General features: G+C 70.7%; 18 protein-coding genes. 12 read left to right on the top strand and 6 right to left on the bottom strand.

Annotation, left to right across the window (positions count from 1 at the left end; genetic code table 11):
• Positions 1-13: 13 nt before the first annotated feature.
• Positions 14-946 (top strand): oxygen-dependent coproporphyrinogen oxidase, encoded by a 933-nt coding sequence (gene hemF / locus H5368_RS10390; RefSeq protein ID WP_182824313.1) that lies wholly within the window; start codon positions 14-16, stop codon positions 944-946.
• A 37-nt stretch (positions 947-983) separates the two neighbouring features.
• On the opposite strand, the gene H5368_RS10385 is transcribed toward hemF, so the two are convergent.
• The 3 genes from H5368_RS10385 to polA all read right to left on the bottom strand — a co-directional run bounded on the left by H5368_RS10385 (position 984) and on the right by polA (position 5641).
• The gene (locus tag H5368_RS10385; protein WP_182824311.1) at positions 984-1469 is read right to left on the bottom strand and encodes a YetF domain-containing protein; all 486 of its coding nucleotides are present in this window, start codon (positions 1467-1469) and stop codon (positions 984-986) included.
• A gap of 112 nt (positions 1470-1581) precedes the next feature.
• Positions 1582-2592 (bottom strand): glucokinase, encoded by a 1011-nt coding sequence (glk, locus tag H5368_RS10380; RefSeq protein WP_220486628.1) that lies wholly within the window; start codon positions 2590-2592, stop codon positions 1582-1584.
• Between the two features lie 289 nt (positions 2593-2881).
• Positions 2882-5641, bottom strand: a complete 2760-nt coding sequence (gene polA, locus H5368_RS10375) for a DNA polymerase I (protein ID WP_182824306.1) — start codon at positions 5639-5641, stop codon at positions 2882-2884.
• Positions 5642-5712: 71 nt separating this feature from the next.
• Between polA and H5368_RS10370 the strand changes: the two genes are divergently transcribed.
• The 4 genes from H5368_RS10370 (at position 5713) to H5368_RS10355 (ending at position 7672) form a co-directional block, all read left to right on the top strand.
• Positions 5713-5997 carry a DUF2782 domain-containing protein gene (locus tag H5368_RS10370; protein WP_182824304.1) on the top strand — a complete coding sequence of 95 codons (285 nt, stop codon included), beginning with the start codon at positions 5713-5715 and terminating at the stop codon, positions 5995-5997.
• Positions 5988-6686: a DUF502 domain-containing protein gene (locus H5368_RS10365; protein WP_220486627.1), complete on the top strand. Its 699-nt coding sequence runs from the start codon at positions 5988-5990 to the stop codon at positions 6684-6686. The genes H5368_RS10370 and H5368_RS10365 overlap by 10 nt, the downstream gene beginning before the upstream one ends.
• Positions 6687-6772: 86 nt before the next feature.
• Positions 6773-7345, top strand: a complete 573-nt coding sequence (locus tag H5368_RS10360) for a manganese efflux pump MntP family protein (protein ID WP_182824302.1) — start codon at positions 6773-6775, stop codon at positions 7343-7345.
• A gap of 81 nt (positions 7346-7426) precedes the next feature.
• Positions 7427-7672: a hypothetical protein gene (locus H5368_RS10355; RefSeq protein WP_182824300.1), complete on the top strand. Its 246-nt coding sequence runs from the start codon at positions 7427-7429 to the stop codon at positions 7670-7672.
• 30 nt (positions 7673-7702) lie between these two features.
• Here the strand turns inward: H5368_RS10355 and uvrD are convergent, their stop codons facing one another.
• From uvrD to H5368_RS10340, 3 genes are all read right to left on the bottom strand, one after another.
• A complete protein-coding gene (uvrD, locus tag H5368_RS10350) occupies positions 7703-9883 on the bottom strand; it encodes a DNA helicase II (protein ID WP_182824299.1) in 2181 nt (726 codons plus the stop codon).
• Positions 9884-9892: 9 nt separating this feature from the next.
• Entirely contained in the window at positions 9893-12892 is a 3000-nt protein-coding gene (locus H5368_RS10345) for an EAL domain-containing protein (RefSeq protein WP_182824297.1), read from the bottom strand.
• Between the two features lie 126 nt (positions 12893-13018).
• Positions 13019-13651 carry a TIGR00645 family protein gene (locus H5368_RS10340; RefSeq protein WP_182824295.1) on the bottom strand — a complete coding sequence of 211 codons (633 nt, stop codon included), beginning with the start codon at positions 13649-13651 and terminating at the stop codon, positions 13019-13021.
• A 187-nt stretch (positions 13652-13838) separates the two neighbouring features.
• Here H5368_RS10340 and H5368_RS10335 point away from each other — a divergent pair, with 187 nt between their 5' ends.
• The 7 genes from H5368_RS10335 (at position 13839) to H5368_RS10305 (ending at position 23330) form a co-directional block, all read left to right on the top strand.
• On the top strand, positions 13839-14540 hold the full coding sequence (locus H5368_RS10335) for a glutathione binding-like protein (RefSeq protein ID WP_182824293.1): 702 nt from the start codon (positions 13839-13841) through the stop codon (positions 14538-14540).
• 102 nt (positions 14541-14642) lie between these two features.
• The gene (locus H5368_RS10330) at positions 14643-16898 is read left to right on the top strand and encodes a DPP IV N-terminal domain-containing protein (RefSeq protein ID WP_182825246.1); all 2256 of its coding nucleotides are present in this window, start codon (positions 14643-14645) and stop codon (positions 16896-16898) included.
• Between the two features lie 84 nt (positions 16899-16982).
• Positions 16983-18776 (top strand): DUF885 domain-containing protein, encoded by a 1794-nt coding sequence (locus H5368_RS10325; protein ID WP_182824291.1) that lies wholly within the window; start codon positions 16983-16985, stop codon positions 18774-18776.
• Between the two features lie 130 nt (positions 18777-18906).
• Positions 18907-20103 carry a beta-ketoacyl-[acyl-carrier-protein] synthase family protein gene (locus H5368_RS10320; protein WP_182825244.1) on the top strand — a complete coding sequence of 399 codons (1197 nt, stop codon included), beginning with the start codon at positions 18907-18909 and terminating at the stop codon, positions 20101-20103.
• A complete protein-coding gene (locus tag H5368_RS10315) occupies positions 20100-20885 on the top strand; it encodes a beta-ketoacyl synthase chain length factor (protein ID WP_182824288.1) in 786 nt (261 codons plus the stop codon). The genes H5368_RS10320 and H5368_RS10315 overlap by 4 nt, the downstream gene beginning before the upstream one ends.
• Positions 20878-21711, top strand: coding sequence for a glycosyltransferase family 2 protein (locus H5368_RS10310; protein ID WP_182824286.1), 834 nt, complete (start codon positions 20878-20880; stop codon positions 21709-21711). The genes H5368_RS10315 and H5368_RS10310 overlap by 8 nt, the downstream gene beginning before the upstream one ends.
• Positions 21711-23330, top strand: coding sequence for an FAD-dependent oxidoreductase (locus tag H5368_RS10305; RefSeq protein ID WP_182824284.1), 1620 nt, complete (start codon positions 21711-21713; stop codon positions 23328-23330). Before H5368_RS10310 ends, H5368_RS10305 begins: the two co-directional genes overlap by 1 nt.
• The last annotated feature ends 4 nt before the right edge of the window (positions 23331-23334 follow it).

The following is a 23334-nucleotide window of genomic DNA, read 5'->3' as shown; positions in this document are numbered from 1 at the left end:
TTACAATGGCGCCATGAACGATTTCGACCGCGTCCGCGGCTACCTGACCGACCTGCAGGACCGCATCTGCGCGGCCATGGAAGGCGCCGACGGCGCCGCCCGGTTCCATGAGGACGCATGGACACGGCCCGACGACAGCGCCGACGGCGGCCTGTCCGGCGGCGGGCGCACCCGCATCCTGCGCGACGGGGCGGTGTTCGAGCAGGCCGGCATCGGCTTCTCGGACGTCTCCGGCACCCGCCTGCCGCCGTCGGCCACCGCCAACCGGCCGGAGCTCGCCGGCGCCTCGTGGCGCGCGGTCGGCGTGTCGCTGGTGTTCCACCCGCGCAATCCCTACCTGCCGACCACCCATGCCAACGTCCGCCATTTCCGCGCCGAGCGCGATGGCGCCACCGTGGCCTCGTGGTTCGGCGGCGGCTTCGACCTCACGCCCTTCTATCCCTTCGACGAAGACGTGCTGCACTGGCACCGCACCGCGCGCGCGCTGTGCGAGCCGTTCGGCGGCGAGGCGCGCTACGCGGCGCACAAGCGCTGGTGCGACGAGTACTTCTTCCTGAAGCACCGCGACGAGACGCGCGGCGTCGGCGGGCTGTTCTTCGACGACCTGGCCGACGACTTCGAGCGCGACTTCGCCTACACGCGCGCGGTCGGCGATGGTTTCCTCGACGCCTGGCTACCGATCGTGGAGCGCCGCAAGGCGATGCCCTGGGGCGAGCGCGAACGCGAATTCCAGCTCTACCGCCGCGGCCGCTACGTCGAGTTCAACCTCGTCTGGGACCGCGGCACCCACTTCGGCCTGCAGTCGGGTGGCCGCAGCGAATCGATCCTGATGAGCCTGCCACCGCTGGCACGCTGGGAATACGGCTACCAGCCCGAGCCTGGCAGCCCGGAAGCGCGCCTGGCCGACTACCTCCTCCCTCGTGACTGGCTGGCGGACCCGGGCTGAGGGCGCAAATCCGTGGCAATAAGGCTCTCGCGCCTGCTCAGCGCGAACCGTCGCTGCGCGGGACCACCGTGATGGTGCCGTCGACTTCGAGGGTCACCAGGGCGGCGCCGGTGATGTCGGGCAGGCCGCTGTCGCGCAGGGCTTCCTCGATGTCCTTGCGGCTGATGTTCTGTGCCCGCAGCACGGGTTCGAACATCACCCCGTCGCGCGCCAGCAGCACCGGACTGCCTTCGACCAGCTTTTCCACCCGCCGGCTGCGCGCGCTCGCGAAGCCCACCACCCAGTTGCAGGCGATCAGCGTGGCGGCCAGCAGCAATCCGCCGGGCAGCGAGAAATCCTCCCCGATCAGCGAGTTCTGCACCGCCGAGCCCAGCAGCACCACGACCACCAGGTCGAACGGCGTGAACTGGCCGACCGTGCGCTTGCCCGACATGCGCAGCATCGCCAGCAGGATGAAATAGACCACCACTGCGCGCAGCACGAACTCCCACCAGGGCATCGCGAGTTCGAACATGTCGGGCATGGCCACTGCACTCTTCGTACGGGGCTTGAGTGTCTCCAGCGCGCCGTGAAGGAGCCGCGTTCACGCACGCGCGCGGCGCAGGCCTCCCGGGCGAGCGTCGGACCCCAGCGGCTCAGTGGTCGCCGACCGGCTCGCGCAGCGCCATCGCGGCGCCGAGCAGCCCCGGATTGGGGTGGGTCGCGACCTGGATGGACACCGGCTCCAGGTACGCGGCAAACCGGCCCTTGGCCAGGAAGCGCTCGCGGAATGCGCTGGCGCGCAGGAATGGAATGAAGCGCGGCACGATGCCCCCGGCGATCACCACGGCGCGCGCGCCATGCACGAGGGCGAGGTCGCCGGCGACACTGCCCAGGATTGCGCAGAAGCGTGCCAGCGCGCGGCGCGACGCCACGTCGTGCCCATCCAGCGCTGCCGCCACGATGTCTGCGGGATCGCGCAGCGGCGAATCCGGAGTGGCCAGCAGGTCTGTCACGCCCGCAGTGCCCTCGCCATCGCGCTGGCGCAGCACCGCATCGATCGCGGCCAGGCCGTTGCCCGAGAGCAGCCGCTCCCAGGACACGCGCCCGTGCCGCGCAACTGCCCAGTCGGCCAGGGCGCGCTCCTCCTCGCCGATCGGCGCGAAGCTGACATGTCCGCCCTCGGTCTCCACCGCTTGCCAGCCGCGCGCGGCGTCACCCACCAGCAGGCCGACGCCGAAACCGGTGCCCGGCCCGAGCACGGAAACCGGACCGCGCGCGATGTCGTGCCCCTGCCCGTAAAGCGCGACGCGCCCGCTGGGCGACAGCACCGGCACCGCGCGCGCGACTGCACCGAAATCGTTGATCAGGCGCAGCTCCTCCAGTCCGAGCGAGGCGCGCAACTCGTGCCGGTTGAACGACCAGGCGCGGTTGGTCAGGCGGATCTCGTCGCCGTCGACCGGACAGGCCAGCGCGATCGCGGCGCGCCGCGGGCGCGCACCCAGGCCGGCAAGATAATGCTCGGCCGCGTGCTGCAGGCTGGCGAACCCCGCCGTGCGCAGCGACTGCGACTGCAGCAGGCGCGGTACCGGTTCGTCGGGGTCGCACAGCGCGAAGCGCGCGTTGGTGCCGCCGATATCGGCGATCAGCGCGAGGGTGTTGGTCAAGGGCGGGCTCGTCACGGGCTCCAATGTACTTGCATACGAATCCCGGATCGCGGGCAATAAAAAGCCCCGCAGGCAGGGGGGGCCGGCGGGGCTGGAGAACGGGGCTCGGGGAGAAGCCGTCGTTCCGGGGTTGATCAGCTCCAGGGGAGGGAGTGATCAGTGACAGACCTTGCATCTGTCACGGGCTATATGACCACCGCGCACATTGATAGTTCGTGAAGAACTTCGTTAACTTTCTGTTGGATTCAGCGGGCGTTTAGCGGGCTCTCAGCGACTGATCCTGAATGCGTCAATGCGCCTGTTCCCAGTTGTCGCCGATGCCACTGTCGACAACCAGCGGCACGCGCAGGGCCGCTGCGCCGATCATGCGCTGGACTACCGCCGGCAGCAGCGTATCGACGAAATCCGCGTCACATTCGAACACCAGTTCATCGTGCACCTGCAGGATCATCCGCGCGCGATCGACGTGCCTCGACAGCCATTCATCCACCGACACCATCGCGCGCTTGATGATATCGGCCGCGGTGCCCTGCATCGGTGCGTTGATCGCAGCGCGTTCGGCGCCCGCGCGCTGCGGCTGCGTGCCGCGGCTGATGTACTCGAGGTACAGGCGGCGGCCGAAGACGGTTTCCACGTAGCCCTGTTCGCGCGCTTGCGCGCGGGTGCGCTCCATGAAGTCGCGCACGCCCGGATAGCGCGAGAAGTACAGCGCGATGTAGTCCTGCGCCTCGCCGCGCGAAATGCCCAGGTTGCGCGCCAGGCCGAACGCGCCCATGCCGTACATCAGCCCGAAGTTGATCGCCTTGGCGGCGCGGCGCTCGTCGCCGGTGACTTCTTCCAGCGTGCGACCGAACACTTCCGCCGCGGTCGCGCGGTGGATGTCGGCACCGGCCTCGAACGCCGCGACCAGGCCGGCGTCCTGCGACAGGTGCGCCATGATCCTCAGCTCGATCTGCGAGTAGTCGCAGGCCACCAGCTTGCGGCCGGGCGGCGCGATGAACGCGGTGCGGATGCGGCGGCCGTCCTCGGTGCGGATCGGGATGTTCTGCAGGTTGGGATCGCTCGACGCCAGCCGCCCGGTGGCGGCGCCGGCCTGCTGGTAGCAGGTGTGCAGGCGACCGGTGTCGGGGTTGACCATGTCCGGCAGCTTGTCGGTGTAGGTGCCGCGCAGCTTGGCCAGGCTGCGGTAATCGAGGATCACCCGCGGCAGCTCGTGCAGGTCGGCGATCGCCTCCAGCGCCTCTTCGTTGGCCGACGGCTGGCCTTTCGGCGTCTTCACCAGCGTCGGCAGCTTCAGCTCGTCGTAGAGCAGCGCGCAGACCTGCTTGGGCGAGTCCAGGTTGAAGGTACGTCCGGCCAGTTCGGTGGCGCGCTGCTGCAATTCGAGCATGCGCCGGCCGAGTCCCGCGCCCTGGCGGCGCAGTTCGTCGCCGTCGAGCAGCACGCCATTGGCCTCGATGCGCGCCAGTACCGGCACCAGCGGCATCTCGATGTCGCGGTACACGCCCGCCAGCCCCGGCTCCTCGGCCAGCCGCGCCGACATCACGCGGTGCAGGCGCAGGGTGATGTCGGCATCTTCCGCCGCGTAGCGCGTGGCGTCGTCGATGGCCACCTGCGAGAACGGAATCTGCCTGGCGCCCTTGCCGGCGACGTCCTCGTAGGCGACGGTCTGGTAGCCGAGTTCACGCCGCGCCAGCGAATCCATGTCGTGGCGCGCGCGCCCGGAATCGAGCACGAAGCTTTCAAGCAGCGTGTCTTCGGCGTAGCCCCCGACTGCCACGCCGTGGCGGCGCAGCACGTGCAGGTCGTACTTGCCGTTCTGGCCGACCTTGCGCACCGCCGGATCCTCCAGCAGGGGCCTGAGCGCATCGAGCGCTTCGGCGCGTGGCAGCTGCGCAGGCGCGCCGGGGTAGTCGTGGCCAAGCGGCAGGTAGGCGGCGTGGCCCGGCTCGAGGCAGAAGCTGATGCCGACCAGGTTGGCGCGCATGGCGTCGAGCGCGTCGGTCTCGGTGTCGAGCGCGAACAGGCCGGCGGTGCGCAGGCGCGCGATCCAGTCGTGCAGCTGCGCGGACTCGAGCACTGTTTCATAGCGTCCGGGTGCGGCGAGCGCAGGATCGGTCGGCGCCGCCGGCGCGCTCGGCGCCACGAACCCGGCACCGGGGCGCGTGAACCCGGCACGCGCCGGCACCACACCCGCGGCGTTGCCGCCATCGAGCTCCTTCAACGCCTGCACGAAACCGTAGCGCTGGTAGAGCACGCGCAGGGTGTCGGTGACGGGCTCGCGCAGGCGCAGCGCGTCGGGTTCCAGGCCCAGTTCGAGATCGGTGCGGATGGTGGCCAGGGTGCGGTTGAGCGGCAGCCGGGGCAATGCCTCGCGCAGGTTGTCGCCGATCTTGCCCTTGACCTCGGCGGCATTGGCGATCACGCCGTCCAGCGAGTCATAGGCCGCCAGCCACTTGGCCGCGGTCTTGGGCCCGCACTTGTCGATGCCTGGGATGTTGTCGACCGCGTCGCCCATCAGCGCCAGGAAGTCGACGATCTGGTCGGGGCGCACGCCGAACCTGGCGATCACCGCCTCGGCGGAATCGGTGCGGCTGCCGCTCATGGTGTTGACCAGCGCCACGCCCGGGCGCACCAGTTGTGCGAAGTCCTTGTCGCCGGTGGAGATGGTGACGTCGATGCCGTCGGCGGCGGCCGCCAGCGCCAGGGTGCCGATCACGTCGTCGGCCTCCACGCCCGGCACGCGCAGGATCGGCAGGCCCAGCGCCTCGACGATCTCGCACATGGGTTGCACCTGCAGGCGCAGGTCGTCGGGCATCGGCGGACGATTGGACTTGTAGGCCGGGAAGATGTCGTCGCGGAACGTCTTGCCGGGCGCGTCGACCACGAAGGCCACGAAATCCGGCTTTTCCTTCAGCGTGGTGCGCAGCATGTTGACCACGCCGAACAGCGCGCCGGTCGGCTCGCCCTCGGCGTTCGACAGCGGCGGCAGCGCATGGAAGGCGCGGTAGAGGTAGGAGGAACCGTCGATCAGGACCAGGCGCGTCATGCCGCGGATTCTACGTGGTCGCCGCGAGGCGGGGCTGGCGCATAATCACGGCCTGTCCCGGGAGATCTGCCATGCGCCTTGCGACCACCCTGCTCGTTGTCCTGGCCCTTGGCGCATGCGCCAGCATGGGCGATCCCGTGACCGGGATCCCGGCCGATGCCGTCGAAGCCACCCGCACCGAATCCAATGGCGACGTGGTCACCGAGTACCGCGTCGATGGCCGCCTGCGCGCGCTGAAGATCATCCCGTCGCGCGGCGCGCCGTACTACCTGTTCGACCGCAACGGCGACGGCATCGTCGACGACGAGCGCGACGGCGTGTCCCCGGTCTACTTCAAACTGTTCGAGTGGAACTGAAGACAGCCGGCGGCGCGGCGCCCGCGGCGCTCCCTGACGGCAAGCGCCTCAATCCGCTGCTGGGCACCTGGCTGACCGGCCTGCTGGCGGTGCTGCCGCTGGTGCTGACCGTGGTGCTGCTGGGCTGGGCGGTGGGCATCGTCAACCGCTTCATCGGACCGAGCAGCCTGTTCGGCCGTTCGTTCACCGTGTTCGGCGACTGGTTCGCGGCGCACCCCCTGCTGGCCTACCTGTTTGGCACTTTGCTCGTGCTGGTCGCCATCTACGTGCTCGGCCTGCTGGTGCAGTCGCGCCTGAAGGCGCCGATGAAGGCGCTGCTCGACGGCACCATGCGCCGCATCCCGCTGGTCGGCAGCGTGTACGCGCTGGCCGACCGTTTCGTGTCGGTGATCGGCGATCGCCAGGAGGCGGACATCGCGGCGATGAGTCCGGTGTGGTGTTTCTTCGGCGGCGACGGCGTGGCAGTGCTCGGCCTGCTGCCCAACCCGGAACCCGTGCACATCGACGGCCGCATCTACCTGACGGTGCTGGTGCCCACCGCGCCCATCCCGGTCGGCGGCGGGCTGCTCTACGTACCAGCGGAGTGGGTGAAACCGGCCGATTTCGGCATCGACACCCTGACCAGCGTGTACCTGTCGATGGGCATCACCCTCCCGCGTGGTAAAATTCCGCGTTCCGTCGGGGAGTAGGTTGGCGAGACCATCGGCACGCAGGTGCGACCTCCGGGTCGGGCACGCCGCGTGCCGTTGTCCGCATGCCCGACCCTGGACCCCGCATGCATCCACTTTCGATCCTCCTGCTCGGCATCGCCATGTCGACCGACGCGTTTGCCGCCGCCGTCGGCAAGGGCGCGGCGATGCGCACGCCGCGGCTGCGCGATGCACTGCGCGCCGGGCTGATCTTCGGCGTCATCGAAGGCCTGACGCCGCTGCTCGGATGGGCACTGGGCAATGCGGCGGCGCCCTACGTGCGTGCCTGGGACCACTGGATCGCGTTCGTGCTGCTGGTGCTGCTGGGCCTGCGCATGATCCGCGTGGGACTGCGCGACGATGACGCCGTCACCGAATCACCCGGGCACCACCACCGCTTCTGGGCGCTCGCCGCCACCGGCCTGGCCACCAGCATCGACGCGATGGCGGTCGGCGTGGGCCTCGCCTTCCTCGACGTCAACATCCTGGTGGTGGCCGCGGTGATCGGGCTGACCACGCTGGTGATGGTGACCCTGGGCATCCTGTTGGGTCGGGTGCTGGGCGCGCTGGCCGGCAAGCGCGCCGAGATCGGCGGCGGCATCCTGCTGGTGGCGATCGGCTGCTTCATCCTCTACGAGCACATGACCGCCGTGGCGTGACCGGCGTCACGCACAGGTCCGCTTCACGCCGCGTACAAGGCGCGGGCAACAGACTTGCGGCAACCATGTCCCAGGAATCGCATGTACGGTCGCGAGCGACGCAAGCCGCGGGCCAACGAGCCTGCCGCGCTGCGCGCCGGTCTCACCCCGGCACAATTGAAGGCACTGGAGACGCTCGAACATTTCAGCTGGACGCTGAAGTTCGTGCGCCGGCCGATGTTCCAGGATCCCATCCCGGTGGTGGTGGACCGGCATGGCACGCGCCATGCGGTGCTGCTGGCCGACGGTTCGCTGGACGAGTCGCCGGATTTCGTCATCCGCGACTGACGCGCGCGCCGCGCGACTGGCGGTCCCCGCTCACGCCGGCTGCAGCTTGGCGTAGGCCATCACCAGCCACTTGCTGCCGACGTCGTCGAAGTTGACCTGCACGCGCGCATGCGCGCCGGCGCCCTCGATGTCGGTCACCACGCCACCGCCGAAGCTGGCATGCATGACGTTCTGCCCGACCATCAGGCCCGCGGAGTCCTCGACCAGCGCATGGCCGTGGTCACGCCGCGGCGTGGGCGTGTAGCGCGGCCGCTGCACCTGCACCTTCGGCCGCACGTCGTTGATCAGGGCGGGCGGGATCTCGCGCAGGAAACGCGACGGCATGCCGTACATGTCCTGGCCGTGCAGGCGCCGCGTTTCGGCATGGCTCAGCACCAGCTTCTGGCGCGCGCGGGTGATGCCCACGTAGGCCAGCCGCCGCTCCTCTTCCAGGCGCCCGGCTTCCTCGATGGAACGCGTGTTCGGGAACAGGCCTTCCTCCAGCCCGGCCAGGAACACCAGCGGAAACTCCAGGCCCTTGGCGCTGTGCAGGGTCATCAGCTGCACGCCGTCCTCGCCGGCCTGGGCCTGGCCTTCGCCGGCCTCGAGCGCGGCGTAGGCCAGGAAGGCGACCAGGTCGTCCATCCCGGCGCTGTCGTCGTCATCGCCGCGCACGAAGCGCGACGCCACCGACACCAGTTCGTCCAGGTTGTCGACGCGCGAGTCGAGGCTGCCCTTGGACTCGCGCGCATAGTGCTCGCGCAGGCCCGACCGCAGCAGCACGTGGTCGATCTTGTCCTTCAATGGCAGGTCACCAAGTTCGCCGCCGATCGCGGCGATCAGCGCATGGAAGGCCGCCAGCGCGTTGCGCGCGCGGCCGGCCAGCCCGCCCGCCTGTGCCTCGCGCACCGAAGCGTCCCACAGCGACACGCTGTCGCGGCGCGCGCGCATGCGCACCTCGTCCAGGGTGCGGCCACCGATGCCGCGCACCGGCGTGTTGACCGCGCGTTCAAAGGCCGCGTCGTCGGCGTGGTTGGCGACCAGGCGCAGGTAGGCCAGCGTGTCCTTGACCTCGGCGCGCTCGAAGAAACGCACGCCGCCGTAGACGCGGTAGGGCAGCTGCGCGGCCAGCAGCTTCTCCTCGATGATCCGCGACTGTGCGTTGCTGCGATAAAGCACCGCGCAATCGCCGTGGCTGCCGCCGTCGCGCACCCACTCGCGGATGCGACCGACGATGTATTCGGCCTCGTCGATCTCGTTGTAGGCCGCGAACAGGTCGATCGGGTCGCCCTGCCCGCTCTCCGTCCACAGGCGCTTGCCGAGGCGCTGCGGGTTGTGCGCGATCACCGCGTTGGCGGCGTCGAGGATGCTGGCGGTGGAACGGTAGTTCTGCTCCAGGCGGATGGTCTGCGCGCCGTCGAAATCCTGCAGGAAGCGCTGCACGTTCTCGACCTTGGCGCCGCGCCAGCCGTAGATCGCCTGGTCGTCGTCGCCGACCACGAACACCTGGCCGGCCTCGCCGGCCAGCAGCCGCACGAAGCCGTACTGGATGGCATTGGTGTCCTGGAACTCGTCCACCAGCAGGTGCGCGAAGCGCTGGCGGTAGTGCGCCAGCAGCACCGGGGTGTCGCGCAGCAGCTCGTGTGCACGCAGCAGGATCTCGGCGAAATCCACCAGTCCGGCACGGTCGCAACGCTCCTGGTAGAGCGCGTAGGCCTTGAGCATCACCGACGACCATTCGTCCTGGCCGTCCTGGATGTGCGCCGCGCGCCGGCCCTCGTCCTTCTGCGCATTGATCCACCACGCGATCTGCCGCGGCGGGAAGCGCGCCTCGTCCAGCTCCAGCTGCTGCACCACGCGCTTCACCAGCCGCAGCTGGTCGTCGGAATCCAGGATCTGGAAGGCCTCGGGAAGTCTGGCGTCCTGCCAGTGCAGGCGCAGCAGGCGGTGCGCCAGGCCGTGGAAGGTGCCGATCCACAGGCCGCGGCTGCCGTGGCGCAGCAGCGCGTCGGTGCGGTGGCGCATCTCGGCCGCCGCCTTGTTGGTGAAGGTCACCGCGAAGATGCCGTGTACCGGCACCGCGTAGACCTCGTTCAGCCAGGCGATGCGATGGGTGAGGACGCGGGTCTTGCCCGACCCGGCACCGGCAAGCACCAGGTAGTGGCCGGGAGGCGCGGAAACGGCCTCGCGCTGGGCCTCGTTGAGGCCGTCGAGCAGGTGGGAGACATCCATCGGCGCATTTTACGCGAGGCCGGCCGCTTCCCCCGCGGTCCGCGTCGACGGCGCATCGCCGAGCCGCTCCAGCACGGCGTCGAAGGCGGCGGGGCGCGCCAGCAGGAAGCCCTGGAACTCCTCGCAGCCGCGCTGCAGCAGCCAGTCGTGCTGGTGCCGGGTTTCCACGCCTTCGGCCACCACGCGGAGGCCGAGGCCCTGCGCCATGCGCAGGACCGCGATGCAGATCGCCTCGTTGTCGGGATCGCGCCCGAGGTCATGCACGAATGAACGGTCCAGCTTCAGGCGCTGCAGCGGCAGGTGCTTGAGGTAGGCAAGGCTGGAGTACCCGGTGCCGAAGTCGTCGATCGCCAGCGACACGCCGAGCGCGCTCAGCGCCTCCATGTCGCGCCGGGCACCATCGGGACTGGCCAGCAGCACGCTCTCGGTCAGTTCCAGTTCGAGCGCGCCGCGCGGCAGCCGGTACTGGGCGAGCACCTGGGCGACATCCTCGACCAGGCGCTCCTGGAACTGCAGCGCCGAGATGTTGACCGCCATGCGCAGCGCGCCCCAGCCGCAGGCCTCGAGCCGGCGCCAGCAGCGCGCGGCTTCGCGCAGCACCCAGCGGCCCAGCGGCAACACCAGCCCGGAGTCCTCGCAGGCAGCCATGAACGCGTCGGGGCCCAGCAGCCCGCGCTCGGGGTGACGCCAGCGCACCAGCGCCTCCATCCCGTGCGGGGTGCCGTAGGCGCCGAACTGCAGCTGGAAGACGAGCTCGAACTCGTCGCGCTCGAGCGCCTGGTGCAGTGCCTGCACGAGGGCAAGGCGGTTGCCGGCCTGCGAGTCCATGTCCGGCCGGTAGCCGACGCTGCGGTTGCGCCCCAGGCGCTTGGCCTGCGCACCAGCCTGGCTGGCCGCGCGCAGCAGCGTGGTGCCATCGACGCCATCGCCGGGGTGGCAGGCATATCCAAGGCTGGGCGTCACGTGCAGCGCGATGCCGCGCACTTCGCTGGTGGCGGCCACCGCGGCGCGCAGCGCTTCCACGCGCGCCGGTACCTCGCCGCTGTCCCGGTACTTCAGCAGGATGCCGAACTCGTCGCCGCCCAGCCGCGCCACCTGCGCACCGGTGCCCGCGGCGCGCTCCAGGCGGCGCGCCACCAGCACCAGCAGTTCGTCGCCGACATCGTGCCCCAGGCTGTCGTTGATCAGCTCGAAACGATCCAGGTCGAGCTGGCAGACCGCCACCAGTCCGTCGCCATCTTCGAGCGCCGCGTCGATGGCGGCGGTCAGCCGGTCGCGATTGGCCAGGCCGGTCAGCGTGTCGTGGCTGGCCCGGAAGACCAGTTCCTCGGCGGCGCGCCTGCGTGCGGTGATGTCGGTGACCACGCCGACGAAATGCGTGGCCTTGCCCTCGTCGTCGAACACCGGCGACATGCGCACCTGCATCCAGCGCGGCAGCTGCTGGCTGTCAACGCCCGCCACTTCCACCCGCACATCTTCGGCCCGTTCCAGTCCCACCAGGAGTTCTTGGCGCGCGCCGGCATCGGCGATGGCACTGCGGGCCGCGCTTTCGGCCGTAGGCTCGAGGGCGGCCTCGACGCCGGTCAGCCGTTCGAACGTGGCATTGCCGTACACCAGCACGCGCCGCGCCGCCTCGACGATGAACAGGCCTTCCTCCGACGCTTCGACCGCGCGCCGCAGCAGGCGCAGGTTGGCCTCGGCGCGCTGGCGGTCGGTGACGTCCAGCGACAGCACCAGCCGCGCCGGCCGCTCGTCGAACGACGCCAGGTCGCGGGCGAACACCAATGCGCTGAAGGTGCTCGCATCCTCCCGGCGCTGCACCCAGATGCGCCGCCCGTTGGAATGCGGGTAGGCAAGCATTTCCGCGCGGATGTCGTCCACCGAGCCTTCGCCGAGCAGCGCCCCGACGCTCATGCCGAGCATCGCCTCGCGGGAGTAGCCGTACTGCTGCAGCGCGGTGTCGTTGGCCTCGAGGATGACCAGTGTTTCGCGGTCGTAGACGAATGCCGGCAGCGGGTGCTGCTGGTAGAGGAAGCGGTACTGCGCCTCGGCATCGCGCACACGCTCGCGCAGGTGGCCCACGGTATGCGCGTTGGCGGCGATGCTGCGCCGCATCCGCGACTCGCGCTGTGCCGCGCGGCGCAGGAAGCGTATCCCGACCAGGAATGCCGCCAGCAGCAGCAGCATGCCCAGCGCCAGCGTTGCGATGAAGGTCCACCAGCCGCCATACAGCGCATTCGGCGTCATGCCGACGGTGGCCAGCAGCGGCCGTCCCTCGACCGCGCGGTGGGCGACGATCCTGCGGATGCCATCCATCCGGCTCCGCGATTCGATCGCGCGCGGGTTGCCCGCCGCCACCGCACGGAACACCGGCGAGTGGCGGGCGTCCAGGCCGGCGTGCCGGGTGCCCGTGTCGGAGCGGGCGATGAGCATGCCATCCGCCGTCAGCACGGAGGCCACCCCCCCCTTGCCGAGTTCGTGCGCGCCCAGCAGTTCGCTGAACAACTCGGTGTCGAGGTTGGCACGCAGCCACAGCGCGTGGCTTGGTGATGTTCCAATCAGCATGGCGAGAGGCATTGCCCAGCTGCCGTCGGGACCGGGGCCAGGCGTACCCAGATACAGGTCGCGCGTGGCGTGCGCGCCGGGCGGCAGCCAGGCCGGGGCTGTGGTCTCGACGCCCAGGTCGCGAAGGCGGGGATTGCCCGCGGTGATGTCGGCCATCGTCTTGCGCGCCAACCCGGGCGCGATGTCCGGGGCCACCTCGCGGATCCCGGCCAGGATATCGGCTAGGCCGCGGAAGGAACGCTCGATGCTGTCGACCTTCCCGGCCACCTGTCGCGCATGGCTGTCCACCAGCGCCTGCACGTAGCGCTCGCCGGCTTCGCGGCGCACGCGCAGGTCGTTCCAGGCCACTGCCACCGCGGCCACCAGTACGCACAGGATCAGGGCGCCGCCGACCCGCCACGCCCGACGCTGGCGCGCGTCGGCCAGCCCGCTGGCCTCAGGCACCCGCAGGTCCGTTCAAGACTCAGGTCCGTTCAAGGTCCGGGCGCCGGCGGGGAGGGATGCCATGAAGTCATGCTGAACGCGGTGATGTCAACGTGAGGTGGTGGATTCCCAGGCCTCAGCCCGCGATCAATGGGCGTGCTCGCGGCGGCTGGCGGATCCCGTCATCAGCTTGTCGGTCCAGGCGATGCCCATCGCCGACAGGATGAAGGCGAAGTGGATAACGGTCTGCCACAGCACGCCCATCTCGGTGGCGTTGGTGCAGGCCTTGCCCTTCAGGCCCGCCGCAGCCGTGGCGGCCACCGCGGCAATGCCCTCCGCCGACATGCAGTACGGCAGCCCGCTGCCGAGCGTGCCTGCTTCGATGAACGTCTTCAGCAGGTGGATGGACGAGATGCCGATGATCGCCATGGCCAGCTTCACCTTGAGCACGCTGGCGTTCACGTGCGACAGCCATTCCGGCTGGTCCGGATGGTCCTTCAGCCCCAGCCGCGAGACGAAGGTCTCGTAGCCGCCCACGATCACCATCACCAGCAGGTTGGAGATCATCACCACGTCGATCAGGCCGAGCACGATCAGCATGATGTCCTGCTCGCCCAGCGACGGCGTCAGCTGGATCAGGTGCAGCAGCTCCTTGCCGAACAGGAACACGTACACGCACTGCGCGGCGATCAGGCCCAGGTACAGCGGAAGCTGCAGCCAGCGCGAACTGAAGATCAGGTGGGGCAGCAGGCCGAGCCTGGGTGCTGGGGGTCGCGACATCGGGATCCTTGGCGAGGGAAAAAACCGGCGAAGCGTAGCGGCCGGCCGGCACCGCTGCCAAGCGCCATGGCGCACGCCCCGCCAGCGGACGCTTGCGGCGCCGGCATGACGCAGCGTTGCGGCGCCCTGCGCGCTACGGCGAGGGCTGCCGGCCTAGACTCGACTCCCCACCGCGAGGAGCCCCGCCATGATCGACCTCCACTACTGGCCGACACCGAACGGCCACAAGGTCACCCTGTTCCTCGAGGAGGCCGGGCTGGAGTACCGCATCCGACCGGTCGACATCGGCAAGGGCGCGCAGTTCGAGCCCGGGTTCCTCGCCATCTCGCCCAACAACAAGATGCCGGCGATCGTGGACAGCACGCCTGCGGACGGTGGCGCGCCTCTCAGCGTGTTCGAGTCGGGCGCGATCCTGCTGTACCTGGCGGAGAAAACCGGCCAGTTCCTCCCGACCGACCTGCGTGGCCGCGCCGCGACGCTGGAGTGGCTGTTCTGGCAGATGGCCGGGCTGGGCCCGATGACCGGGCAGTACGGCCATTTCAATGTCTACGCGCCGGAAAAGATCCCGTACGCCATCGACCGCTACACCCGCGAAGTGGAGCGCCTGCTGTCGGTACTCGACAAGCGCCTGGCCGGGCGCGCCTTCCTCGCCGGCGACGCCTACACGATCGCCGACATGGCCGCCTATCCGTGGATCGCGCCCTACACCAGCGCGCCGATCGACCTCGCGCCGTTCGCCGAGCTGCGCCGCTGGCAGGCCGCGATTGCCGCGCGCCCGGCCACGCAGCGTGCCTACGCGCTGGCGGCCCAGGTGAATCCGGACCTCGACAAGCCGATGTCGGACGCGGCGAAGGCGCAGCTGTTCGGCCAGGGCGCGCGCCGCGACTGACAATGCACCCGCGCCGCGCCGCGCCGCTTGCCTCGCCTGCGGGCGGGGCGGGCGCGGGCTTGCGGCATGATGGCCACCTCCACGATTTCCCGGACGCCCCCGATGCGCCTGCTGCTGGCCACCGCCCTGATGACCCTGACCTTCGCCCACGCCCATGCCGCCCCGCCCGCCGCCGCGACGCCCACCGCCTCGCGGCTGACGCTCGAGGCGATCACCGGCGACGCACCACTATCCGGGCCGACCCTGCTGAAGCCGCAGGTGGCACCGGACGGCTCGCGGGTGACGTTCCTGCGCGGCAAGGACACGGACCGCAACCGCCTCGACCTGTGGGCCTATGACGTCGCCAGCGGCGAGACCGCGCTGCTGGTCGATTCCGCGGTGGTGCTGCCCGGCACCGAAGTGCTCAGCGACGAGGAGAAGGCGCGCCGCGAGCGCCAGCGCATCGCCGCGCTGTCGGGCATCGTCGACTACCAGTGGGCGCCGGATGCCCGCCAGCTGCTGTTCCCGCTCGGCGGCGAGCTGTACCTGTACGACCTGTCCAGGGATGGCGCCGACGCCGTGCGCCGGCTCACCAGCGGCGGGGGCTTCGCCACCGATCCGAAGGTGTCGCCGCTCGGCGGCCATGTCAGCTTCGTCCGCGGCCGCAACCTGTGGGTGATCGACCTCGCCGACGGCCGCGAGCGGCAGCTGACCCATGACGGCAGCGCGACCATCGGCAACGGCGTGGCCGAGTTCGTCGCCGACGAGGAGATGGCGCGCCACACCGGCTACTGGTGGGCGCCCGACGACTCGGCGATCGCCTACGCGCGCATCGACGAATCGCCCGTTCCCGTGCAGAAGCGCTACGAGGTCTACGCCGACCGCACTGAAGTCGTCGAGCAGCGCTACCCCGCCGCCGGCGACGCCAACGTGCGCGTGGAACTGTTCGTGGCGCGGCTGGGCACGGATGCGCCGCTGCGCATCGACCTCGGCGCCGACCCCGACATCTACCTCGCGCGCGTCGACTGGCGCGACCCCGAGCGCCTGACCTTCCAGCGCCAGTCGCGCAACCAGCGCCGGCTGGAGCTGGTGGAAACCACGCTCGCCAGTGGCCGCCAGCGCACCCTGGCCACCGAGACCGCAAAGACCTGGGTGCCGCTGCACGACAGCCTGCGTTTCCTGCGCGATGGCCGCTTCCTGTGGTCGTCGGAGCGCGATGGCTTCGAGCACCTGTACATCGCGTCCGAAGACGGCCGCTCGATGCAGCAGCTGACCCGCGGCGACTGGCCGGTGGACCGCCTGGCCGCGGTCGACGAAGACAGGGGACTGGCGTACTTCATCGCAGGGCGCGCGTCGCCCACGCAGTCGGCGCTGTACGGGGTGCCGCTGGCCGGTGGCGACATCGTGGCACTCGGCTCGGAGCCGGGCACGCACGCCATCAGCTTCGCGCGCAACGCCAGCGTCTACGTCGACAGCTGGTCGAACACGCGCACCCCGCCGCGCATGGACCTGCATCGCGCCGACGGCAGCCTGGTTGCCGCGCTGGTCGACAACGACCTTGCCGATCCCGCGCATGCGTACGCGCCGTACCGCGCCGCGCACCTGGCCACGGAGTTCGGCACGCTGACCGCGGCTGACGGCCGCACGCCGCTGCACTACAGCGTGGTCAAGCCCGCCGGCTTCGATCCCGGCAAGCGCTACCCGGTGATGGTGTTCGTGTACGGCGGACCCGCCGCGCAGACCGTGCTCGACACCTGGCCGGGCCGCGCCGATGCGTTCTTCAACCAGTACCTCGCGCAGCAGGGCTACGTGGTGTTCTCGCTCGACAACCGCGGCACGCCGCGGCGCGGGCGCGACTTCGGCGGCGCGCTCTACGGCAGGCAGGGCACGGTGGAAGTAGCCGACCAGCGCGCCGGCGTGGCCTGGCTGCGCGCACAGCCCTGGGTGGATGGCGCGCGCATCGGCGTGCACGGCTGGTCGAACGGCGGCTACATGACACTGATGCTCCTGGGCCAGGCGCCCGACGACTTCCGCTGTGGCATTGCCGGCGCGCCGGTGGCCGACTGGGCGCTGTACGACACCCATTACACCGAGCGCTACATGGACCTGCCGGACGCCAACGTCGACGGCTACCGCCACGCCAGCGTGTTCACCCACCTCGATGGCATCCGCGACGACGCGCTGCTGCTGGTGCACGGCATGGCCGATGACAACGTGCTCTTCAGCAACGCCACCGGCCTGATGTCGGCGCTGCAGAAGCGCGGCACGCGCTTCGAGCTGATGACCTACCCCGGCGCCAAGCACGGCCTGCGCGGTGCCGATGCGCTGCATCGCTACCGGCTGGCCGAGCGTTTCCTCGGCAAGTGCCTCGCACCCTGACACGGACCCATGACCTGCGGCCCGTTGCGGGTCGCGGCAGCGGGGGTTAGCGTCGCCGCTTCTCCAGCACGGATCCACGCCGCCATGAAGACCCTCGCCCTCGCCATCATGCTCGCGCTGGCCGCGCCGGCCAATGCCTACGCCCAGGCACCCGCGCCCGCGCCCGCGCCGGCCAAGGCGACCGCGGCAACGCCGGCCTGGGTCACGCGCAGCAACGAGCATGCGCAGGTGCTGATCGATGCCCAGGCGAAGTTCGCGCCCGAGGGCTTCTCGTTCTTCGGCATTCCCGGCCTGGACACGCTCACCGCCGACCTCGGGCCCGACAACGGCGCGCGCTTCCGCGCCGCCACCGCCACCGCGCGCGCCGAACTGCAGCGCCGCCTGGAACTGGAGCGCGACGCCAACGTCCGCCAGGACCTGGCGATCATGATCCGCGCCGCGGACGAAGCGATCGCCAGCAGCACGCTGCAGGAGCGGATGGTGTTGCCGTTCGCCGACGCGCCGCAGCTGGTGTTCCAGGGCATCAACGGCCTGCTCTCGAAGCAGGTCCCCGCCGAGCGCCAGGCACACGCCCGCGAGCGCCTGGCGCGTTACGTGGGCCTGGCCCCAGGCAGCACCCCGGTGATGGTCCAGGCCCGCCAGCGCTACGAGGAGCGCGCCGGCGACGCGTCGCTGCTGCGCCCCACGAAGCTCGAGGTCGAACAGGCGCTGCAGAACGTCGACACCTACGCCGCCGGGATCCGCGCGCAGTTCGCCGAGTACGGCATCGACGGCGTGGACGAGTCACTGGCGGCGCTCGACGCGCAGTCGAAAGCCTATGCCGCCTGGGTACGTGCCGACGTACTGCCGAAGGCGCGCACCGAGACGAAGCTGCCGCCGGAGCTCTACGCCGAGCGCCTGCGCCAGGTCGGCATCGACATCGACCCGCTGGTGCTGGTGCAGCGCGCGCAGCTGGAGTTCATGGAAACGCGGGCGATGATGCAGCAGCTCGCGCCGCTGGTGGCGAAGGAGAAGGGCATCGCGGCCAGCGACTACCGCGAGGTGATCCGCGCCCTGAAGCGCGACGTGATCCCCAACGATGCGCTGGAGCGCGAGTACCGCGTGGCGATCGACGCCATCGACCCGATCATCCGCGAGCACGGCATCGTCGACGTGCCCAACCGCCCGATGCAGATGCGCCTGGGCACGCCGGCGGAAAGCGCCGCGCAGCCGGCGCCGCACTTCCGGCCGGCGCCGCTGGTCGGCAATACCGGGCAGCAGGGCACGTTCGTGCTGCCGCTGGGCAACCCGGCGCTGGGTCCGGAGGCCGCCTATGACGACTTCAACTATCCATCTGTCGCCTGGACGCTGAGCGCCCACGAGGGTCGCCCCGGGCACGAGCTGCAGTTCACCGCGATGGTCGAGCGCGGCATTTCGCTGGCGCGCACGCTGTTTGCGTTCAACTCCGTCAACGTCGAAGGCTGGGCGCTGTACGCGGAAGCCGAGATGGTGCCGCATGAGCCGATCGACGGGCAGCTGATCGCCCTGCAGTTCCGCCTGATGCGCGCGGCGCGGGCGATGCTCGACCCGATGCTCAACCTCGGCCTGATCGACCGCGAACGCGCCAGCCGCCTGCTGCTCGACGACGTGGTGCTGTCGCCGGCGATGGCCCGCCAGGAGATCGACCGCTACACCTTCAACTCCCCCGGCCAGGCCGGCGCCTACTTCTACGGCTACACGCGCATCCTCGAGCTGCGCATGGAGACCGAACTGGCGCTGGGCAAGCGCTTCGACCGCCTGGCGTTCAACAACTTCCTGCTCGACCAGGGCCTGCTGCCGCCGGATCAGCTGGCGGACGCGGTGCGCACCCAATTCATCCCCGCCCACGCCGGCAAATAGTCCTGAACCCCGCCCCCCGCGCCGCGGGGGACGGGCCCCCTGCGCACTGCCGTTGCAGGGCGCGTGGATATACTCGGCGACTTTCCGTCCGCGAGCCCCCGCCGTGTCGCCATCGCAGTCCCTGTCGCCCATCCCGGCGCTGGCCATCACCGCCTACACCGCCACCACCGCGCTCGGCCGTGGCCGCGCCGCGCAGGAAGCGGCGCTGCGCGGACGGCGCAGCGGGCTGCGGCCCAACGACTTCGGCCGCGACCCCCTGCCGACGTGGATCGGTCGGGTCGACGGCCTCGAGGACGCGCCGCTGCCCAAGGCCCTGGCGGAATGGGACTGCCGCAACAACCGGCTGGCGTGGATGGCGCTGCAGGCCGACGGCCTGCTGGACGCGGTGGCGGCCGCGCGCACGCGCCATGGCGCGGAGCGCGTGGCGGTGGTCATCGGCACGTCGACCGCCAGCATCGGCGCGACCGAAGACGGCTACGCGCGGCTTGAAACCGGCGCGGACGGCGTGGCGCGCTTTCCGCCCGACCTCACGCGCCCGATCGTGCATACCCCGCATTCGCCCGGCGACTTCGTGCGCGTCGCCACCGGCCTGCGCGGCCCCTGCGTGACCGTGGCCACCGCCTGTTCGTCGAGCGCCAAGGTGTTCGCGCAGGCGGCGCGCCTGCTCAACGCCGGGGTCGTGGATGCCGCCCTGGTCGGCGGCGTGGACACCCTGTGCGGCAGCGTGCTGTTCGGCTTCAACGCACTCGGCCTGGTGTCGCCGGCGCCGTGCCGGCCGTTCGACCGCGACCGCGACGGCCTGTCGCTGGGCGAGGCCGGCGGCTTCGCCCTGCTCGAGCGCGCCACCGCCGGCCACGGCGGCCTGCAGCTGCGCGGCTACGGCGAATCCAGCGACGCCCACCACATGTCGTCGCCGCATCCCGACGGCCTGGGCGCCAGCCTGGCGATGCGCGATGCGCTGGCGCGCGCGGGCATCGCCGCCCGCGAGGTCGGTTACCTCAACCTGCACGGCACCTCCACGCCGGCCAACGACACCATCGAGGCACGCGCGGTCGCGGCGCTGTTCCCCGACAGCCTGCACGCCAGTTCCACCAAGGGCTGGACCGGGCACACGCTCGGCGCCGCGGGCATCGTCGAGTCGGTGTTCGCGCTGCTCGCGCTCGAGCACGGCCTGCTGCCCGGCATCCTGCACAGCACCCTGCATGACGAGGCCTGCGGCGCGCAGATACGCTTCGACAATGCCGAGGACACGACCATCCGCTACGCCATGAACAATTCCTTCGGCTTCGGCGGCAACAACAGCGCACTGGTCTTCGGCCGCGCATGAGTACGCTCGTCGCGCGCATCGAGGGCATCGGCTTCTGGCTGGACGGGCTGCCGAGCTGGGCCGATGCCGTCACCCACGCCGCCACCGGCACGCTCGGCGCGGAAGGCGGAAAGCCGGTCGCACGGCTGCTGGCGCCCAACGAGCGTCGCCGCGCGCCACCGTCGGTCGCCGTGGCCCTCGATGTGGCGCAGGCCGCCTGCGATGCCGCCGGGCGCGCTCCCGCCGACCTGCCTTCGGTGTTCACCTCCACCCACGGTGACCTCGGCATCACCGACTACATGTGCGCGACGCTGGTCAGCGACCCGCGCGCGTTGTCGCCCACGCGCTTCCACAATTCCGTGCACAACGCGGCCGCGGGCTACTGGACCATCGGCGCCGGCTGCCTGCACCCGGCCACGGCGCTCACCGCCTACCGCGCCAGCTTCGCGCAGGGCCTGCTGGAAGCACTGTCCCAGCTGGCGTGCGGCGATCCGGCGGTGCTGCTGGTCGCCTACGACACCTCCGATGTCGGGCCGCTCGGCCAGGTGTCGCGCAGCGAAGGCCTGCTGGGTGCCGCGCTGGTGCTGTCGACCGACAACGGCGATGCACCGGGCACGCGCCTGCGCGCCACCCTCACCGACGGCACGGCGCCCGCGAGCCGCGGCGCGCTCGCGCAGCGCGGTGCCGGCAATGCGATGGCGCCGATGCTGCCGCTGTTTGATGCGCTGGCCACCGGCGGTGACCTGGTGGTGCTGGACGCCGGCGCCGGGCGCGTGCTGCGCGTGGAGCTGGCGCATGGCTGATCCGTCACGGCTGGGCCGCGACAACGTCGCGATCGTGGTGCCCGCGCTCAACGAGGCGCTGCGCATCCGCGAGGTGGTGGAGGGTGCGCTGGCGCAGGCCGCGCGCGTGATCCTGGTCGACGACGGCTCCGACGACGGCACGGTGGACCGCATCGCCGACCTGCCGGTCACGGTGCTGCGCCATGCGCGGCGCATGGGCAAGGGCGCGGCGCTGCGCGCGGGGTTCGCCGAAGCCGCGCGCCAGGGCGCACTGGCGGTGTTGACCATGGATGGCGACGGCCAGCACGACGCCGCCGACATCCCGCGCCTGATCGCTGCCGCCAACCGCCATCCGGGTTGTGTGATCGTCGGCGCCCGGCTGCGCAAGCGCGCGTCGCAGCCGCTGCACCGGCGCATCGGCAACGACTTCGGCGACTGGGGCCTGGGCTGGGCCTGCGGCTTCCGCGTGGTCGACAGCCAGAGCGGCCAGCGCCTGTACCCGCGCGCGGTGTTCACCCTGCCCGACGTGCCAGGCGAAGGCTTCGTGTTCGAGGCGCAGATGCTGGTGTCGGCCGCGCGCAGCGGCGCCCGGGTCGTCGCGGTGCCCATCGAGACGCGCTATGCGGCCGCCGATGCACCGCTCGCGTTCCGCAAGAGCCATTTCCGCCTGGTGCGCGACCTCTGGGCGATCACCTCGCACGTGGCGCGCCAGGTGCTCGAGCCCGGTGATCTCCTCGCAAGGTACGCACGGACCCGGCGCCAGCCGCCGGTGATCGATGACGTGGCCGGCGACCCCCTTCCCCCGCTGGCGCCCGAAGGCGCCGGCACAACCGGAGGCCGTCACTGATGGCTGATGCAGCGCGTGTCGACGTCGCCATCCTCGGCGGAGGGCTGGCCGGGCTGACACTCGCGCTGCAGCTGCGCCAGGCGGATCCAGGCCTTTCGGTCACGGTGCTGGAACGGCGCAGCCACCCGGCGCCGGAGGCCGCGTTCAAGGTCGGCGAGTCGACCGTGGAGATCGGCGCGCACTATTTCGCCGAGACCCTGGGCCTGCGCGAGCACCTCGACGCGGCGCAGATCCGCAAGTTCGGCTTCCGGTTCTTCTTCTCCGACGGGCGCCGCGACATCGACCGCTGCACCGAAATCGGCGTCAGCCAGCTGTTGCCGACGCCCTCCTGGCAGATCGACCGCGGCCGCTTCGAAAACATGCTGGGCAAGCGTGCGGGCGCGCTGGGCGTCGATTTCCGGGATGGCGCCATGGTGCGCTCGGTGGCACTGGGCGAAGGCGACGGCGACCACCGCATCACCTGGACCACCGGCAGCGACACGCACGCCCTGCACGCGCGCTGGGTGGTCGACGCCAGTGGCCGCGCGGCGATCCTCAAGCGCCAGCTGGGCCTGGCCGAAGCCAACGGCCATGACGCCAACGCCGCCTGGTGGCGCGTGGACGGCATCATCGACCCGAACGACTGGTCCGACGATCCCGAATGGCGCGCACGTTGCACGCCGCCCGACCGCTGGCGCTCGACCAACCACATGTGCGGCCCGGGCTACTGGTTCTGGCTGATCCCGCTGGCCTCTGGCGCGCACTCGCTGGGCATCGTCTGCGACGCCGGCATGCATCCGCTCGACGGCATGGACACCCACGCCAAGGCGATGGACTGGCTGCGCCGCCACCAGCCACGCGTCGCCGATTCGTTGGATGCGGCCGGCAACGCGCTGATGGACTTCCGCTTCCTGCGCCATTTCTCGCACGGCTGCCGCCAGGTGTTCGGCGAGCGCTGGGCGCTGACCGGCGAGGCGGGCCTGTTCCTGGATCCGTTCTATTCGCCCGGCAGCGACTTCATCGCCATCGCCAACAGCTACATCACCGACCTGGTGGTGCGCGACCGCGCGGGCGATGCGTTCATGCAGCACGCCAAGCTGTACGAGCAGCTGTATTTCTCGTTCTATGCCAACACGATGACGCTCTACCAGGACCAGTACCCGCTGTTCGGCGACGAGCAGGTGATGCCGGTCAAGGTGATCTGGGACTACACCTTCTACTGGGCGCTGCTGGCGCCGGTATTCTTCGCCGGGCGCATCGCCGACATCCCGATGTATGCGCGGCTGCGCCCGTTGTTCGAGCGCTGCAGCGCGCTCAACGCCGCGCTGCAGCCGCTGCTGCGCGAGTGGGGCGAGCGCAACGGCCCGGCGGCGACGGCCGGCCCCGGACGCCAGCTCGACCAGTACCTGATCGACTGGTTCCGCGAACTCAACCGCAGCCTGTGCGACCAGCTCGACGACGCCGCGTTCGACGCGCGCATTGCCGCCAACATCGAGCGCATGGGCGAGCTGGCCGCGGAGATCCTCGCGCAGGCGCGGCGCTCGCATCCCGGCATCGGCGACCATGGCCTGCAGGCGCTGCTGGCGCCGTCACCCGCCGGCGAAACGCTGCTCGCACCCGCCTGGTACGGCGCCGCCTGATCTC

This window comes from Luteimonas sp. MC1782, assembly GCF_014164605.1.
Classification (GTDB): Bacteria; Pseudomonadota; Gammaproteobacteria; order Xanthomonadales; family Xanthomonadaceae; genus Luteimonas.
The sequence above is the reverse complement of the archived record's forward strand: the minus strand, read 5'-3'. Positions and strand labels throughout refer to the sequence as shown.